The 14,661-nt window shown below is 45.7% G+C and carries 15 protein-coding genes and 1 pseudogene; 8 read left to right on the plus strand and 8 right to left on the minus strand.

What is annotated here, in order from left to right; all coding sequences use genetic code 11:
• The first annotated feature begins 8 nt into the window (after window positions 1-8).
• The 3 genes from H6F63_RS15245 (at window position 9) to H6F63_RS15255 (ending at window position 3,308) form a co-directional block, all read left to right on the plus strand.
• The gene (locus H6F63_RS15245; protein WP_190638441.1) at window positions 9-1,898 is read left to right on the plus strand and encodes a hypothetical protein; all 1,890 of its coding nucleotides are present in this window, start codon (window positions 9-11) and stop codon (window positions 1,896-1,898) included.
• A gap of 202 nt (window positions 1,899-2,100) precedes the next feature.
• Window positions 2,101-2,736 carry a Uma2 family endonuclease gene (locus H6F63_RS15250; RefSeq protein WP_190638442.1) on the plus strand — a complete coding sequence of 212 codons (636 nt, stop codon included), beginning with the start codon at window positions 2,101-2,103 and terminating at the stop codon, window positions 2,734-2,736.
• A 35-nt stretch (window positions 2,737-2,771) separates the two neighbouring features.
• On the plus strand, window positions 2,772-3,308 hold the full coding sequence (locus H6F63_RS15255) for a nucleotidyltransferase family protein (protein ID WP_190638443.1): 537 nt from the start codon (window positions 2,772-2,774) through the stop codon (window positions 3,306-3,308).
• A gap of 112 nt (window positions 3,309-3,420) precedes the next feature.
• Here the strand turns inward: H6F63_RS15255 and H6F63_RS15260 are convergent, their stop codons facing one another.
• From H6F63_RS15260 to H6F63_RS15280, 5 genes are all read right to left on the minus strand, one after another.
• Entirely contained in the window at window positions 3,421-4,719 is a 1,299-nt protein-coding gene (locus H6F63_RS15260) for a hypothetical protein (protein ID WP_190638444.1), read from the minus strand.
• On the minus strand, window positions 4,689-5,906 hold the full coding sequence (locus H6F63_RS15265; RefSeq protein ID WP_190638445.1) for a hypothetical protein: 1,218 nt from the start codon (window positions 5,904-5,906) through the stop codon (window positions 4,689-4,691). Before H6F63_RS15265 ends, H6F63_RS15260 begins: the two co-directional genes overlap by 31 nt.
• Window positions 5,907-6,121: 215 nt before the next feature.
• A complete protein-coding gene (locus H6F63_RS15270) occupies window positions 6,122-6,904 on the minus strand; it encodes an intradiol ring-cleavage dioxygenase (protein WP_190638446.1) in 783 nt (260 codons plus the stop codon).
• Window positions 6,905-7,166: 262 nt separating this feature from the next.
• The gene (locus H6F63_RS15275) at window positions 7,167-7,763 is read right to left on the minus strand and encodes a hypothetical protein (RefSeq protein WP_190638459.1); all 597 of its coding nucleotides are present in this window, start codon (window positions 7,761-7,763) and stop codon (window positions 7,167-7,169) included.
• A gap of 87 nt (window positions 7,764-7,850) precedes the next feature.
• Window positions 7,851-8,036, minus strand: a complete 186-nt coding sequence (locus tag H6F63_RS15280) for a hypothetical protein (protein ID WP_190638447.1) — start codon at window positions 8,034-8,036, stop codon at window positions 7,851-7,853.
• Between the two features lie 84 nt (window positions 8,037-8,120).
• On the opposite strand from H6F63_RS15280, the gene H6F63_RS15285 reads away from it, so the two are divergent.
• From H6F63_RS15285 to H6F63_RS15295, 3 genes are all read left to right on the plus strand, one after another.
• A complete protein-coding gene (locus H6F63_RS15285) occupies window positions 8,121-8,924 on the plus strand; it encodes an SDR family NAD(P)-dependent oxidoreductase (RefSeq protein WP_190638448.1) in 804 nt (267 codons plus the stop codon).
• 143 nt (window positions 8,925-9,067) lie between these two features.
• Window positions 9,068-9,928: an MBL fold metallo-hydrolase gene (locus H6F63_RS15290; protein WP_190638449.1), complete on the plus strand. Its 861-nt coding sequence runs from the start codon at window positions 9,068-9,070 to the stop codon at window positions 9,926-9,928.
• Window positions 9,929-10,115: 187 nt separating this feature from the next.
• Window positions 10,116-10,334 carry a DUF433 domain-containing protein gene (locus H6F63_RS15295; RefSeq protein WP_190638450.1) on the plus strand — a complete coding sequence of 73 codons (219 nt, stop codon included), beginning with the start codon at window positions 10,116-10,118 and terminating at the stop codon, window positions 10,332-10,334.
• Window positions 10,335-10,573: 239 nt separating this feature from the next.
• Here the strand turns inward: H6F63_RS15295 and H6F63_RS15300 are convergent, their stop codons facing one another.
• Both H6F63_RS15300 and H6F63_RS15305 read right to left on the minus strand, forming a co-directional pair.
• On the minus strand, window positions 10,574-11,998 hold the full coding sequence (locus tag H6F63_RS15300; protein ID WP_190638451.1) for a hypothetical protein: 1,425 nt from the start codon (window positions 11,996-11,998) through the stop codon (window positions 10,574-10,576).
• A gap of 177 nt (window positions 11,999-12,175) precedes the next feature.
• Window positions 12,176-12,865 (minus strand): Uma2 family endonuclease, encoded by a 690-nt coding sequence (locus H6F63_RS15305; protein WP_190638452.1) that lies wholly within the window; start codon window positions 12,863-12,865, stop codon window positions 12,176-12,178.
• Window positions 12,866-13,032: 167 nt separating this feature from the next.
• Between H6F63_RS15305 and H6F63_RS15310 the strand changes: the two genes are divergently transcribed.
• On the plus strand, window positions 13,033-13,713 hold the full coding sequence (locus tag H6F63_RS15310) for a winged helix-turn-helix domain-containing protein (protein ID WP_190638453.1): 681 nt from the start codon (window positions 13,033-13,035) through the stop codon (window positions 13,711-13,713).
• Window positions 13,713-14,504, plus strand: a complete 792-nt coding sequence (locus tag H6F63_RS15315; RefSeq protein ID WP_347276799.1) for a HAMP domain-containing protein — start codon at window positions 13,713-13,715, stop codon at window positions 14,502-14,504. Before H6F63_RS15310 ends, H6F63_RS15315 begins: the two co-directional genes overlap by 1 nt.
• A 2-nt stretch (window positions 14,505-14,506) precedes the next feature.
• Here H6F63_RS15315 and H6F63_RS15320 read toward each other — a convergent pair.
• Window positions 14,507-14,661 (minus strand): annotated as a pseudogene (locus tag H6F63_RS15320) (IS630 family transposase); the annotation flags it as partial.

Raw genomic sequence — 14,661 nt, forward strand, 5'->3', positions numbered from 1 at the left:
TTTACAGGGTGAAACTCAAACTTTTGTTGGCTGTGCTGCTGTTGACTATCACTCATCCAGGCAGCGCAGTGATTGGACAAGATGCGGAACCGGAACTGGTTCTAGCTGAAAGCGCAGTGATTGGACAAAAAAATGCGGAGCCGGAACTGGTTCTAGCTGAAACAGAATTATTAGCTTCCCTTGCAGGAGGCTACACTACCATTAAGCAGCCTGACCGAGCTATTCAGCTTCTAGAAGAAACGTTGTCTTTCAATCAAACCCTGGCAAACCCCTGCCACAAGCTCGAAATTTTAACCGATGTTGCGGGTCACTACGCCTTCATGGGGCAAGAAGCCAAAAGTTCTGCACTTTTTGCTCAAGCTCAAAAAATTCTTGAGACAACTAAATACTGCGAACCAGAACCGTCTGGATCTGCTCGTAACGATCCACAGACTTGGGTACTTGTAGCGGCGGGAAGGCACGCTAGAGATGGTCGCCATGACATAGCCCTTAGAATCGCAACGAGTTTTGGAGACAACTATCTTGAAGATATGCTGCAAGGGCTGCTATATACATACACTGACAGTGGCTCACGACAACCCGATCGAGCGGCTGAAATACAGCTAAAGTTAGCTGATTACTACAACAGGACAGGGCAATCTGACAAAGCTGTTCAAATATGGCTTTTCCTAGTTAACTACTATAACGAGACAGGTCAGCCTGACCGAGCATCCGAGCTTCAGAGTTTAGCTTCAAAGGCTGAGCGAACCTTCAATAGTAGCTCCTCAAGCACCCAATCTCGACAAAATCAAGCACAAATAGAGCTTTCTCGGTGTTTTGCACAAAAAGAAACCAACACTCTTTTGTCAATAAGAACAATTGTAGAAACTCTAGATGGAGAGCAGCTAAGGCAAATTCTCAATATTTGCCAGGAAGTAGAACTAGCTGAACAAGCGACAGAAGTTTCTGCACTAACTCTCAAAGCTCTTGAACAAATAGTTCTAGCTACACAAAAGATTGCAAATCCTATTTCTCGCTCGCGTACATTGACCGCAGTTGTCAATCTGTATGCAAATGTGGAGAAGGATGCAGAAGCAGTCAAGGTTTTGAATAAATCACTATTGACTCTACAAGCAGGTGCAGCAAATTTACCATCAGATGCTCGTTATGAGGCGAGTCGTGCGCTTGAAGAAATTATTGCTGGGTACTTAAGAATTGGACAAATCGCTCAGGCACTCGCAGTGGCTCAACTGGTTCAAACTGGCAAACTGAATCTTGCCGCTTCCGACTTTTCTCAAGTTCCAGTAGACTCCAAGTTTGCCTACCAAAGTTTGATGCCACCTATTGTGGACTTCTATGCACAAACTGGGAAATTTGAACAGGCACTCCAGCTTGCTAATACCCTTGGTAGAGGTCATCGAGACGAGGCGTTGCGTCGCATTGTCGATCAATATGCATCAAAAGGGCAGTACGCCCAAGCGCTTAAGACGGCTCAGATGATTAAGAGCCTGGAAGTTCAAAATAAAGCTAGCGTCATTTACAGTATCATCGAACGGGCTATTAACGCAAGAAAACTAGACTGGGCAGTGCAAGCAACTCAGACAATTGAATGGACAAAGCAGACAACTCAAGCAACTGGTCAGACAATGGATGGAGCGACGAATGAGACTCGTTTCTATCACAATAAACTGCTGTTGGCGATTGCTCATGAGTACGCTGAGTTAAGGCAGTTCGACCGTGCAATTGAATCTGTTAATAGGATGAGTTCGGACGAAATTGGTAACTATAGGAGGGTTAAGGCGCTTAGTGCGATCGCTCGTGAATACGCTCAAGCTGAGCAGACTGAGGAAGCTCTAAAGTTACTAGAGCAAGCCGTAGAAATTGCTCGCTCTATTTCGTCTCCAAAAGCTTCTGGCTGATTCACCCGTTGGAGCTGTATTATTTGCGATCGCGCTTTTGAATCTTCCCGGCTGCGGTTAGCTGGCGGTGCGGTGCGAAATACGGTAGAAGCGATCGCTTCGCTATTTGGCAATCACTGTCAGTTAGTCATTAATGATGATTATGGGTGAATAGCGAGTTACGGTTGAAGAAACCGCCCCAGCAATCGATGGAGGAACACCAATGACCGTTACCATTCCCATTCGTGCCATTGAACTCACTCCCGGTAGCACAATTAGCATTCATAACTTGTCTTGGCAAGACTTTGAACAGATTCTTACGGAACTGGGAGAAAAGCGCAGCACCCGCATTGCATACTACCGAGGTACGCTCGAAATCATGTCTCCTCTAGCACTGCACGAACGCCCTCATCGCATTATTGCTTACATCCTCACAACGATCTTGGAGGCTCAAGGGCGGGACTGGGAAGATTTTGGCTCAACTACTCTAAAGCAACCAGAAATTGCCGGAGTGGAATCCGATACCTGCTTTTACATCCAGAATGCCAGTCGTGTCCGGGGTTGCACCAATATGGATTTAGCGGTTTACCCACCCCCGGATCTCGCCATTGAGTCTGATGTCACTTCAAAGACTACCTTGAACGCCTACGAAGCGCTGCGCGTTCCGGAAGTGTGGATCTATCGGAATCTCCAACTCAAGATTTACATTCTACAAAATGGTGGCTACGCCGAATCATCCATCAGTGCTATCTTTCCCGATTTGCCGATTACCGAAATGATTCCCCAACTGGTGCAAAAAGCCATTGATGAGGGAACCAGTCGGATGCTGCGCGAACTGAAAATACAACTGAGTCAATAACTCGAAAGATTGGAACAAAACTGGATAAGCAAAACATGGATAGTGCTACTTGCCTCCAGAAGATTTTAGTTGATTCGCCGGTTGGTGTTGTGTTACCGGCGATCGCGCTTTTGAATCTCCCGGACTGGTGGTTAGCTGGCGGTGCAGTACGAAATACGGTTTGGCGATCGCTATTTGGCAATGACTGTCAGTTAGTCATCAATGACTTTGACATCGCCTTTTTTGATGCGCTTGGCGATCGTTCCCAAGAACTCACTGCCAAGGCTACCCTGACAGCCCAGTTTCCTGACTACAAGTTCGATGTTAAAAATCAAGCGAGTTTTGCACGTTGGCGTGCCGGTCGCAGACCTTACAACAGCACTGAAGATGGGGTTACTGATTGGCTGCACACGGCGACGGCTGTAGGGGTTCGGTTAGATGTTGGAGGACAATGGCAGTTGTTTACTCCTTATGGTCTGGATGATTTGTTTAATGGCATCATCCGACCGACTCCAGCGCATATAGGCAACCCGGATGCGGAGAGTAAAGCTACTTCGTTTTTACAAAAATGCCCTTGTCTGCGTCTGGGTTAGCAAGGGTCTGCGATGTCAGCATAGGGAATTGTCCAAACTTCAAGTATGAGTTTTTGGTACAGATAAAAAAGATAGGAGTAGGGGTCTCAACGGTCTGAACAACCTAGATTTGTTAGGTTCCCTTACATAATTCCTGCTCCCAACGGCGCAAAACATTCTTATCAAAAGATTCTATCAAACCCCCAAAACCATAAGACTTGGGCGACTCCCCCACACTCCACTCTTCTTCTGGAGGGCTTTTATCAACCTGTAACTCTTCAAGGCTCACTTTCCAAGGCTCAATTCCATCCACACTTCCCCAAAGATGAAGTTTTCCATTTAGAGCTAAGTGTACGCCAATACCTCGCTCTTTAGATTTCTGTGCAGCATCGGCTACGATAGCAAATAGCTCAGATAGATCCGATGAGTTAGTAACTATGCCTAGTACGACTACTTGTGCATAAATTAAGGTAGCCACGTTTAGAGTCTTTTCCAAGGAGTCTGTAATCTCTGCAATCCCCTGCTGGTCAATATCGTTATATGATTTACACTCTACAATAATGAAAGCATTACCAGTCAGCCAAAACAAATCAACTTCTGCAAAATTCTTTTTTTCACCAAGACGCAGAAGCTCTCCTCCAAACTGAATAAAGCCTGAACGTGGAATTTGAGAAAAAAGAGCAGCGGTCATCAGAACTGCTAGTCCCCCTTCTTTGACAAGCCGAGCAGCCAGTTCATTAGGTTTATAAGTAAACTGTAATCCATGTAAAGGTAGCTGGAAATTTTCAGCACACCCTCGGCACTCAATAAATTCTCTTACCTCTTCGAGGGAATACCAGTCAGTTAGGTTACAAGTAGGACAGCATAAAGAATATCCACGGCGCACCAATCCATTTTCTAACAACAGAGGAAGTTTTTGCTTAAGAACTTTGTCAGCTTCTTTTTGACTCAAACCACGTTGCTTATCAAGAAAGGATATAATATTGTCTCTATATAATCCCCCTTGTTCGGCCTTGTGAGTTACTAAAGCAGAAATAATATCCGCTCCTTGTTTGTTGATAAGATTTATCACATTGTTGAATCCCCCAAAGCGCTTAATACATCCTTGTGCATAGCGGGTATGTTTGTTAGGTCTGACCTCAAAACCAGCATCTTTGAGTTGTTGGGTGATTACAATATTGTCTGGATGAATGTAAAAGCGGCATTCTCGCCCTGATAAAGCAGTTCCAGCAACCCCCTTAGCCACTGCTCTTACAGTTAAGTCCCGTCTTAGCCAAAACTTTCCAAAATTGTCTTGGCTACTCTCCGCACGTTCAATTCGCCATAGCTCATTCGTGAGCAAAACTGATGATGCTTGGGTAGATGGCATAGACAATTGTCTACCCGATACCAATTTAACTTCTACATTGTAACCAAAAGTGAATTCTGCCATAGCTCATTCGTGAGCAAAACTGATGATGCTTGGGTAGATGGCATAGACAATTGTCTACCCGATACCAATTTAACTTCTACATTGTAACCAAAAGTGAATTCTGTTTTTTGATGTCCGATAGGTACAGGTGGCTCAAAACGAACAGAGTCATCCGGAGTAATTAACCTAGTAAAATTGAGAGTTTCTCCAGAAGAGTTAGTGCCTGGAATTGCATCAAAATGGAAGTCGCGATAAGCAACCTTCACTAGAATTTCTCGACCCGCTGCTGCAAAGGCATTTTTAAGGATATTACATAAAGTAAGTGCATCTTCACGGCTACTAGGAGTAGTAACAAATAGGGCGCGAATTGAAGGCATGAATTCGACAATTAGAGAAGCATGAGATTCAATATCTTTCAAAAAAGCTTCTCTAGGCAAAAATAACTTGTTGTATGGAAAGATCCAGCGGCAGTTCCAAAAAGCCGTAGCTATACCAATATCTTTACCATCATCGAGAAACAAACAAAGAGTCTCTTCATCATTGGTTTCTGTTATGTAGGGGTTTAAACCATCCCACTTACGTGTAGTTCTTAACATTGTTATCCAGATAGGACTTTGTAACCGTGCTGTTAGCAAGCTCACCTTGATTAACTCCTTAACAGTCTGAGGAGTAGAAAAAACTTTCGCAGCCAAGTGTCGTACAAGGTAGTCTTGATAGAACTGAGTTGAGACACAAGCTTGTAATGCAAGCTCGAAGCTGAAGGAACCACTTGGTTTTATAAGACGAATGCCGCTTTCATTTAAAAGATTAGGGTATATGTATGGGAGAATAAATCCTATATGAGAAAGGGTTCCATTTGACAAAAGAAGTAAATCAGAATTAGAACCATTAATATGCCTTTGAATTTCTTGATTTGAAATAGGACGCTTTAGGGCAGTTAGCTCCTCTAAAACTTTATCTACATCAGAGGAAATTCCTTCCCTTGGAACAAAAATATAATCGGGATCTATCAATTGGAGGACAAGCTTAAAAGTATCAACTTCTGTCTCATTCTCAGGAATGGGCAAAACAGGGTTAGCTGCACCCCCCCATACGTGAGTATAGAGAGTCACTGCATTAATTAAATCTTCTCTATTACGGACTAAATAAACGAGGCGTAGGGGACGTGAGTTTAGTTTGAGAGTGACTTCTCGCTCATGAAGTTGCATATTTAACTCTACTTGATGTGAGTTTGATGGAGCAAAACGACTTATTACTAAGTCTAAGTCGCACAAAGCTCCCAGGAGTTGTGCGCTATCTTAATCTTCCAAGGTTGTTAGCATCTTGTGTTTCGTCGCGAGTGAGTTGGGCGTTTTGAGCGATCGCGTTCTATCAACTCAGGGATTATAAAGAATGCGATCGCTCTTGAGTAATATGCAATAGTTCAAGTCATCTGAAGCCCAATATCGAACGTACCCGTGTAGCCTTGTGCATCTTGGGTTAGCTGAAGCATCAGTTCTTCACCACCATCTTGAAAAATGCCGTCTCCCTCGTTCCTCTGGGTGGGCTGTCCCTTAGCAGCGTAGGGAGACTGTGTGTAAACTCGATCCGTGAGAGCATCGTCAAAGTAAAGCTGCGAGGTAAACTCAGAACCACGCCCAGACGCAGAATCGGTGCGAATCTTGAAGTGGATGTGAGCCGTTCTGCCTGGATACCAACCAGGGTAAATCGTCACAAACTCCGCAGCTCCATTTGCATCCGTTACCTGATTGCCGCGCAGGAACTTTTGCCCTTGCGTATCCCCGTTGAAGTCTCGAACATCCGAATACACCCCCAGCGCGTCGCAATGCCAAACGTCTACAGTTGCACCCCTCAATGGCGTACAGGATCTACCATCAATCCCAGAGACACGAAACACCAAACGCAACGGTACTCCCTGCTTTACGGCACCGTTCGAGGGGTCGGAGCGGATATCAGAACGGTTAAGCTTCTCATCCACGAAATATGGCCCTTCCGTTTGTTGGGGTTTCACCACGCAGGTCGGAGTCTGCGCGATCGCTATCCGATTCGGTGTCTGAGTTGATGTACCTATCGGCTTTGCTGAGGTAGACTGTCCGCGCCAGCATCCAATAAGCGATACGGCGGCTGTTCCCCCTAGGAAGCCAAGCACCTCTCGCCGCTTCAGCATGGAGGCTACGGGAATTCTTTTTGCACGGTCTTTTTTCATTTCATCTGCTCCCAATAGAATTATCGCAATTTACCTGGGCGGTTGAAACCGCGTCTACAGACAAAACCTTTGATTTGTCTTAACCAACTGGGCGGTTGAAACCGCGTCTACACACACAAAACCCGCCTGCGCGGGTTTCAAAACCTTTAAATGTAGAGACGCGAAATTTCATTCACGTTTCTATAGTCCGCGCAGGCGGACTTGGTTTGTTTAGCCGCGATTTCTAATCGCCAGGGCTTATTGTGACTGGCACTTAAGCTTATTACTGAGGAGGACGATTTCCCTCTGGTTGGTTGCCATCTTGAGGAGGACGGGGCGGGATTCCTAGCGCATTTACCAGTTGCTCTTCTGTAACGCCGAGTTTTGCAGCCGCAGCCTTAAAGTCGGGTTGGGGTGGGCGCTGTCCTGGTGCAGGGGGCGTAGTCGGTGGATTCGCTGGAACCCCAAGTGCTGCCTTCAAATTGGCTTCTGACACGCCCAGTTTCTGTGCTGCTGCTGCAAAATTTGGACGTGGGCGACGCGGCGGAACTCCCAACGCATCAACCAGTTGTTGTTCGGTAATGCCGAGTTTTGCAGCCGCAGCCTTAAAGTCGGGACGAGGCGGGCGTTGTCCCGATGTAGGATTCGCTGGCACTCCCAGTGCTGCTTTTAACTGGGCTTCTGAAATGCCCAATTTCTGAGCTGCTGCGGCAAAATCTGGCCCTTGATGTCTGCGTTCCTGTTGTCCCTGCTGGGGCTGAGATGAGTCTTGTGCCAGTCGGTTAGGTGATTGAGCAGTTGCCTGATTCAGAGCTACACTTCCAAAAGTCCCAACGAGAACTGGAATTGCGATCGCTGCTAACAGTCGGCGGGTATTCATCACAAGCTTTCTCCTTCGGTTCAATCTCGAAACGTGTCTATGTTTCGATTAAGCCCAACCAAAATTACAGCTTGCCCCTTGCCTGAATTACAGTTTTGTAATCTGAGCTACTGAAGGCGAGATGCCCGATTTTTTAGAAAAGTCGGGCATCTGAACCGCAGGCGATCGCGTAAACTCCAGAAAAGTAACCTCAAACACACAACAGCCATACTTCCTTGGAAAGACGCGATCGCACAGATGTCTTCCTAGGATTAGTAAGAGTTGCGATCGCATTCGCGCAGACTGTCTGCTAGCGAAAAAGAAGCACAATCCACAGCTTTCCTAGCGTGGAGAAGTCCTACAGGAGTTTAAATGGTTATGAACAGTTCGTCGAACCGACCTCTGGCTGTCGTGACAGGTGCCTCCAAGGGCATCGGTTACGAGCTTGCCAAACAGTTCGCCCAAAACGGCTTTGATCTCCTCGTCACAGCCACCGGATCGAGTATCGATGAAGCCGCTCAAACCTTTGAGGGACTCGGTGTCAAGGTCGAGACGGTACAGGCTGATCTTGCTACTTATGACGGTGTAGAGACACTCTACAACCAGATTAAGGCGACTGGCAGATCGGTGGAGGCGATCGCGATAAATGCAGGGGTTGGTGTCGGCGGTGATTTCGCCCGCGAGACTGACCTGAAGGACGAGCTGAATCTCATCAACCTGAACGTCGTTTCATCTGTGCATCTTGCCAAACGGGTAGTGAAAGATATGGTCGAGCGCGGCAAGGGTCGAATCCTCTTCAGTTCGTCAATTGCTGCCATCATGCCAGGGCCCTTTGAAGCAGTCTACGCGGCTTCCAAAGCATTTGTACACTCCTTCTCGGAAGCGCTACGCAACGAGTTAAAGGATACAGGCGTCACTGTTACCTCACTCATGCCTGGGCCAACCGATACCAACTTCTTCCATCGTGCGGGAATGGACGACACCACGGTGGGTACAAAACAGAACGATGACCCGGCTGAAGTCGCCAAACAGGGTTTCGATGCCCTAATGGCAGGCAAGGATCACATCATCGCCGGTTCGCTCCTGACGAAGATTCAGGGCAATGTAAGCAAGGTTTTGCCTGATACGCTCAAGGCTGAACTGCATCGTCAGATGACTGAATCTGACTCGGCTAACAAGTAACGCACGCAGTGCCTTCCTGCTCATCTGTTGTATGTAAAGGCGTTTTGGCAGGCATTCTCATACCGACCGAAGCAAATGCAAGCGTCGAATGAGGTGCAGACATCAATACCCGTAGGCAAAAAGTAGTTTAAAGCAGAACACTTATGCACATTCATCATCTCAATTGTGGCTGTATGTGTCCGGTCGGTGGGGCGCTCTTCGATGGCTTCAGTCGCGGTCTGACAGCTCGCCTCGTCTGTCACTGTCTGCTTGTCGAGACGAACCAGGGACTCGTTCTAATCGATACTGGCTTTGGTCTGCGCGATGTCAACTCGCCTTACGCGCGACTCAGCCCGTTTTTTATTCATTTCAATGGTATCCAATTCGATCGCAAGTACACAGCGATCGCTCAGGTCGAGCAACTAGGATTTTCCGCACGGGACGTGCGCCATATCGTGCTTACTCACCTCGATTTCGATCATGCTGGCGGGCTGGAGGATTTCCCTGAAGCAATCGTACACGTAATGCAGCCTGAAATTGACGCAGCGCAGGATCGGCGCGGTTTCATTGCCAGCCAGCGCTATCGTCCCGACCAGTGGGATGAGGTTAAACGCTGGAAGTTTTATTCGGCGGGGGGAGAACCCTGGTTCGGCTTCCAGGCTGTGCGCGATCTTGAGGGACTACCGCCAGAGATTCTCCTCATCCCGCTTGCTGGTCACACGCGGGGTCATGCTGGCGTTGCTATCCAGACATCAGAGGGTTGGCTTCTGAATGCAGGCGATGCCTACTTTTACCGACACGAGATGGACTCCGACGAGCCACGTTGCACGCCGGGAATGCGTTTCTACCAATGGATGATGGAGGTGGATCGTGAGGCGAGGCTCCACAATCAAGATCGGCTGCGTGCATTATCGCGCGATCGCAGTAACGACGTGCGCCTCTTTTGCAGTCACGATGCTATGGAGTTCAAAGCGTTCGCCGACCAGTCCAGCGACTCCCAGAACTTGAAAATTCATCATTCTTAAAGTTTGCGTCAGCCAGATTAATTTAGGAGTTAGAGGTAGAGCGATCGCGCCGAACAACAGAGGACGATGCTCAGTTAGTCCCCGATTTGATGTTTGAGGTCAACTCCAGAACTGACTCCTTTCTAGAGGGTTCTGTCCCATGAGAATTGATAAACCATTGAGTACGGAACCCGGAGGTCAAAGACTTATGCTTAAAGACTCCCTAATTATTAGCGCATCGCCTGAGATTATGGGCGGCACGCCAGTTTTTGCTGGTACTAGAGTTCCTGTGCATACACTTTTGGATTATCTCAAAGCCGGAGAATCCATTGACGATTTTTTAGATGGGTTTCCTACTGTAACCAGAGAGCAGCTCATCGCCTTACTGGAAGAGGCGGAAAGACAGCTTGTTGGCATAGTAGCGTAGCATGAAGCTCCTGTTTGATGAGTGTATTGATCGCAGATTTACTAGAGAATTTGTTGGCTACGACGTTGATATGGGTTTTTGAATAATAATTAGGCTATAAATAGAGTTTATAGAATAGAAATACTATTTAAGTGTTTATAATCATGCCCTTTATTGTCAGGTTTTATAGGAAAATGACCATTCTGTTTTAATAGAGTTAATTCTGCCCAATTATGAAGGCTTCTATCCGAGATCCAATGTTAAAATTCATGTATAGAATGTACAACTGGCGGCATATTCAACCCCATACGAGAGCAATAATCAGTTTGCTTTATCATCTTCTCCAATACTGAGGATGCGGCAATACTGTCATAGAAAGTCATGATGAGAGGAATTACTGGCTTGTCGTGAAGATTGAGAGCTTGCACTGTTATACTAATTTGCTCAAATGCGGAGTGGATACGACACCAAAGCTCAGCAACTTTATCAGCCTGGAAATAAGCGCTTGTATCGGAAGACATAACACTGCTTTTGCATTCCAATAGTATATATGAACTTGGAGTATCAATAAGAAAATCAGCACGCTTATCTTTGTTAGAGGTAGAATTTTTGACTTCGGCAATTCTCTCAAAAGAGTTAGGACTAATAACAGGAAGAAGTACATTTTCAAGATAATCTTCAAATGCACGACTTAATAGTTGCTCTAGTTTTTTTCTATTATTGTCCTTGAAAATAAGACCTCTAATCTGATTCCAGCAGGATTCAGTAAAAGAAAAAGGATCTGGCAAACAGAATTCTTCCTTATTTAATTCAATAAAGGGAATATCTAGAAAATGATTGTAAAAAAATGGCTGATAAAAATCAGGCACACTATCAAGTGTTTGATTGACCTTTCTACGAAAAGAATTATCAGTTTCTGCATAAAAAGGCGCACTATTTTGCTTAACAAATATTTTTAGATTTTCTGGAGTAATCCCTAATTTTTGAACTCGCTCATCTATTAGATTGGGAAATTGGGATAAGTTACAAAATCCTTTTTCTTCATAAAAATATCCAAACACGCCTAAGCAACCTAGAATTTGTTTAAAATAATCTATTTGGCTTAATTTTGTATATCTTGAGAACTCATCTGAAAATTTTTTCTCAGAATGCTTATCTAGCAACTCAATAAATTTGATTGTTCTGTGTATGCGGGAAATTGGCCTTCCAAAACCTGCATTTTGGAAAGCCACTATACGTTTGCAAAACAAATAAGCTACATGACAGCGAATTACTTCTAAATCCAAAACATCACTCAATTTTAACGACCAATTCCGTACTTGTTTCTCATTATCAATTTCCCATTTATGAATAGATTTTAATAGAGCTTCCGCTTCTTCGTCAAGGATACATTTATTTGAAATAGTATGTCCATCGCATTGGTAGTAAGCATTAATAAAAGTATTGAATTCCTCAGCACTAACATTTTTGTGCTTATAGGAATTACCTGCACTTGCTAATAACATGAGCCGGACAACATAATTGCGTTCAGCATTACCATGCAACCAATCTGAAGGTTTGGAATAAGGTTTGGAATATTGAGTTTCCCAGTTTTGCCAGCATTTCTTAGTTCCAATTTCCAGAACGGATTTTGAATTGTAGCGGCGAATAAACTCACGTAACTCAGAAAAACTTTTGAAATCCATTTGTGGTGTTAGAAATTTTTTTAGTTTGTACACGAAACTTCAACAGGCAAGTTGAGCGAGAAATGATTTACCATAAAAACTTTTACAGTAAACATAACCTAAAAATTTGAAGTCGCCTGACCTCCTAACACCGCTAAAAAGATAGTTTTACCGCATCTATTGATGACTCAACCATAACTACTTCGATCGCTGCTGCACAAATGCGGTATGTTCTGGTGCAGCCAAACCTTCCTGCAACACAGCTAACACTCGCCCCATATTCCCAGTCAATAGGTCATTCGCTGCCAACCACAAGCCTGGAAACACTTGGCTGCGAATCACCCCATCCTGGTCAACTGGCAGTGGAACATACTCCCCTTCCTGCAAATAAAACCAGTCTAGTCTCTGCTCAAACACTTGCCAAACGATATACTCTCTAATGCCATTGCGACGATAGGCTCGTTTTTTATCACCTAGATCGATCGCTGCACTACTCGCTGCAATCTCTGCCACTAACTCTGGCGCACCCTCTATATAATCATCCTCACTCAGCCGCGCCTGACCTCCAGCTTGTTCCTCAATCATCAGCACCGCATCAGGTTGGGGTTCATTGTCCAAATCTAAACGAACGGTGGGTTCAATCCCCAACTCAATACCTGGTGTTGCAACCTTGTAATTGCCCAGCCAAATGATCAAATTTCCGTGAGGTTGACCATGACTCTTAAAACGTAGAGCAGCAGGCATATAGACAACTCCTTCAATCAGTTCAGCCTTCCTGAGATGAGGCATGAAATTGTATCGTCGCTCAAATTCATAGCGATTCAGGCGATCGCCACTTTCGAGCGGGGGAATTGGCTCATGTTTTTGATGAGGAGGTATTCTGACCATTGCTTGCGTTGTGGGTTCAGATTTCTTGCCGGGTCATCCTCTGATCATATCGGCTATTTTGAGATGCCAGTGGTTCAGATACCCGACTTCTTAGAGAAGTCGGGTATCTCGCCTTCACAAGTTAAACTGGATGAACCTCGCAAGCCGTCCAATCGCATGAGAAAGCCGTGCATATTCTGTTCGTTGAAGATGAAGCGAAAATTGCCAACTTCGTCCAAGCTGGATTGAAAGAACAAGGATTTGTTGTTGATTACTGCGACAACGGAGACGACGGCTATACTCGCGCCTTGGATAACGAGTATGACGCGCTCGTGCTTGACATTATGGTGCCGGGAAAAGATGGTTTGTCCATCCTCAAAAACCTGCGCCGAAAAGGACAGAATGTGCCGATAATTTTGCTGACTGCTCGTAATGAATTGGATGACCGACTTGAGGGGCTAAATTTGGGTGCTGACGACTATATAGCGAAACCATTCTTTGTTGAAGAACTTGTTGCCCGCATTCATGCAGTCGTGCGTCGGAGTGCAGGCGATCGCCAAAATTTAGTCTGCGTTGGCCCCATCAAACTGGATCGCATCACGCGAGAAGCCACTTGCAATCAACATATAGTTGAACTCACCACCCGTGAATTTAACCTCTTGGAATATCTAATGCGATCGCCTGGACGAGTCTTCACCCGCACGCAAATCCTGGAACACATCTGGGGCTATGATTTCAATCCCAATACCAATGTGGTGGATGTGTGCGTTCAACGGATTCGCAAAAAGATTGACTCAATTGGTGGCGCGGGTTGGATTGAAAGCATTCGCGGCGTCGGCTATCGCTTTCGTCAATCAGAGTCTCAATAGTGAAGTTGCGTTCCTTCCGTATCCGGATTGCTCTATTGTCTGCTGTTCTTGCAGGGAGTGCCATCGTCGGGTTTGGGCTAATCTCCTGGTGGCTGATTTATGAGGCGAAGGTAAGCCGTCTCGATGCAGAACTGGAAAGTCAATTAATGCGGGCAGGTCGTCCGCGATCGCGCGATCGCTGGCAGTCCTATGAAGCCTTTCTCCCTGGTGCGTTTGGAACCAATACAGCGATCGCCATGTTGGTCATCGATGCAGATGGCAACGTCCTGTATCGCTCCGAGGAATGGGCTGCCGATCTAGATACCAAGAACCTTTGGAAATCGCGCCCCCAACTACAGCCCTTTCCACCACATCATTCCCAGCGACAAACAGCCCCATTTTCAGAGCGATCGCAACCCCCGCCCAATCGACCACCGCCCGCGCCTCGATTCGTCACCCAGCACACCGCAATCGGAACTTGGCGAATTGGTGCAGTCACAACACCCTTTGCTCAAGTTGCGATCGCAGTAAGTTTAAATGCGATCGCACAAGAGATGGCCGTCATCCGCAACATCTTCCTAATTTCAATTCCAGGGGTGCTTCTGCTCGTAGCGGGTGGCGCATGGGCAATTGCTGGCAGCAGTTTGCATTCTATCCGACGGTTAACCAAAGTTATTGGCAATGTCACCGTTAGCGGGTTGGAACAACGAGTCCCCATCGGTGCGACAGATGTTGAATTTGTGGAATTAATTCAAGTGTTTAACCAGATGTTGGAACGTCTAGAACACAGTTTTAAGCTGCGTAGCAGCTAAATTTAATAAACAGCATTACCTTTGTTTTTAATTTTTCGTTCCCCTTTAATAATAAGTCCTCCTTCATTTAGTAATTTATTTAACAACTCTTCTAGTTGTTCTGCTGACTCAAATAGTCTATGAGCTATATATTCTTTAGCTGAATGCCAAACAAGTT

The organism is Trichocoleus sp. FACHB-40 (assembly GCF_014695915.1).
GTDB classification, from domain to species: Bacteria; Cyanobacteriota; Cyanobacteriia; order Cyanobacteriales; family FACHB-T130; genus Funiculus; species Funiculus sociatus.

Coding starts and splice junctions, on each gene's coding strand:
- H6F63_RS15260 (WP_190638444.1), bottom strand. CDS start 4,719: ATGGCAGAATTCACTTTTGGTTACAATGTAGAAGTTAAATTGGTATCG.
- H6F63_RS15265 (WP_190638445.1), bottom strand. CDS start 5,906: ATGCAACTTCATGAGCGAGAAGTCACTCTCAAACTAAACTCACGTCCC.
- H6F63_RS15290 (WP_190638449.1), top strand. CDS start 9,068: ATGCACATTCATCATCTCAATTGTGGCTGTATGTGTCCGGTCGGTGGG.
- H6F63_RS15300 (WP_190638451.1), bottom strand. CDS start 11,998: ATGGATTTCAAAAGTTTTTCTGAGTTACGTGAGTTTATTCGCCGCTAC.
- H6F63_RS15280 (WP_190638447.1), bottom strand. CDS start 8,036: ATGCGATCGCAACTCTTACTAATCCTAGGAAGACATCTGTGCGATCGC.
- H6F63_RS15295 (WP_190638450.1), top strand. CDS start 10,116: ATGCTTAAAGACTCCCTAATTATTAGCGCATCGCCTGAGATTATGGGC.
- H6F63_RS15255 (WP_190638443.1), top strand. CDS start 2,772: ATGGATAGTGCTACTTGCCTCCAGAAGATTTTAGTTGATTCGCCGGTT.
- H6F63_RS15305 (WP_190638452.1), bottom strand. CDS start 12,865: ATGGTCAGAATACCTCCTCATCAAAAACATGAGCCAATTCCCCCGCTC.
- H6F63_RS15285 (WP_190638448.1), top strand. CDS start 8,121: ATGAACAGTTCGTCGAACCGACCTCTGGCTGTCGTGACAGGTGCCTCC.
- H6F63_RS15270 (WP_190638446.1), bottom strand. CDS start 6,904: ATGAAAAAAGACCGTGCAAAAAGAATTCCCGTAGCCTCCATGCTGAAG.
- H6F63_RS15275 (WP_190638459.1), bottom strand. CDS start 7,763: ATGAATACCCGCCGACTGTTAGCAGCGATCGCAATTCCAGTTCTCGTT.
- H6F63_RS15250 (WP_190638442.1), top strand. CDS start 2,101: ATGACCGTTACCATTCCCATTCGTGCCATTGAACTCACTCCCGGTAGC.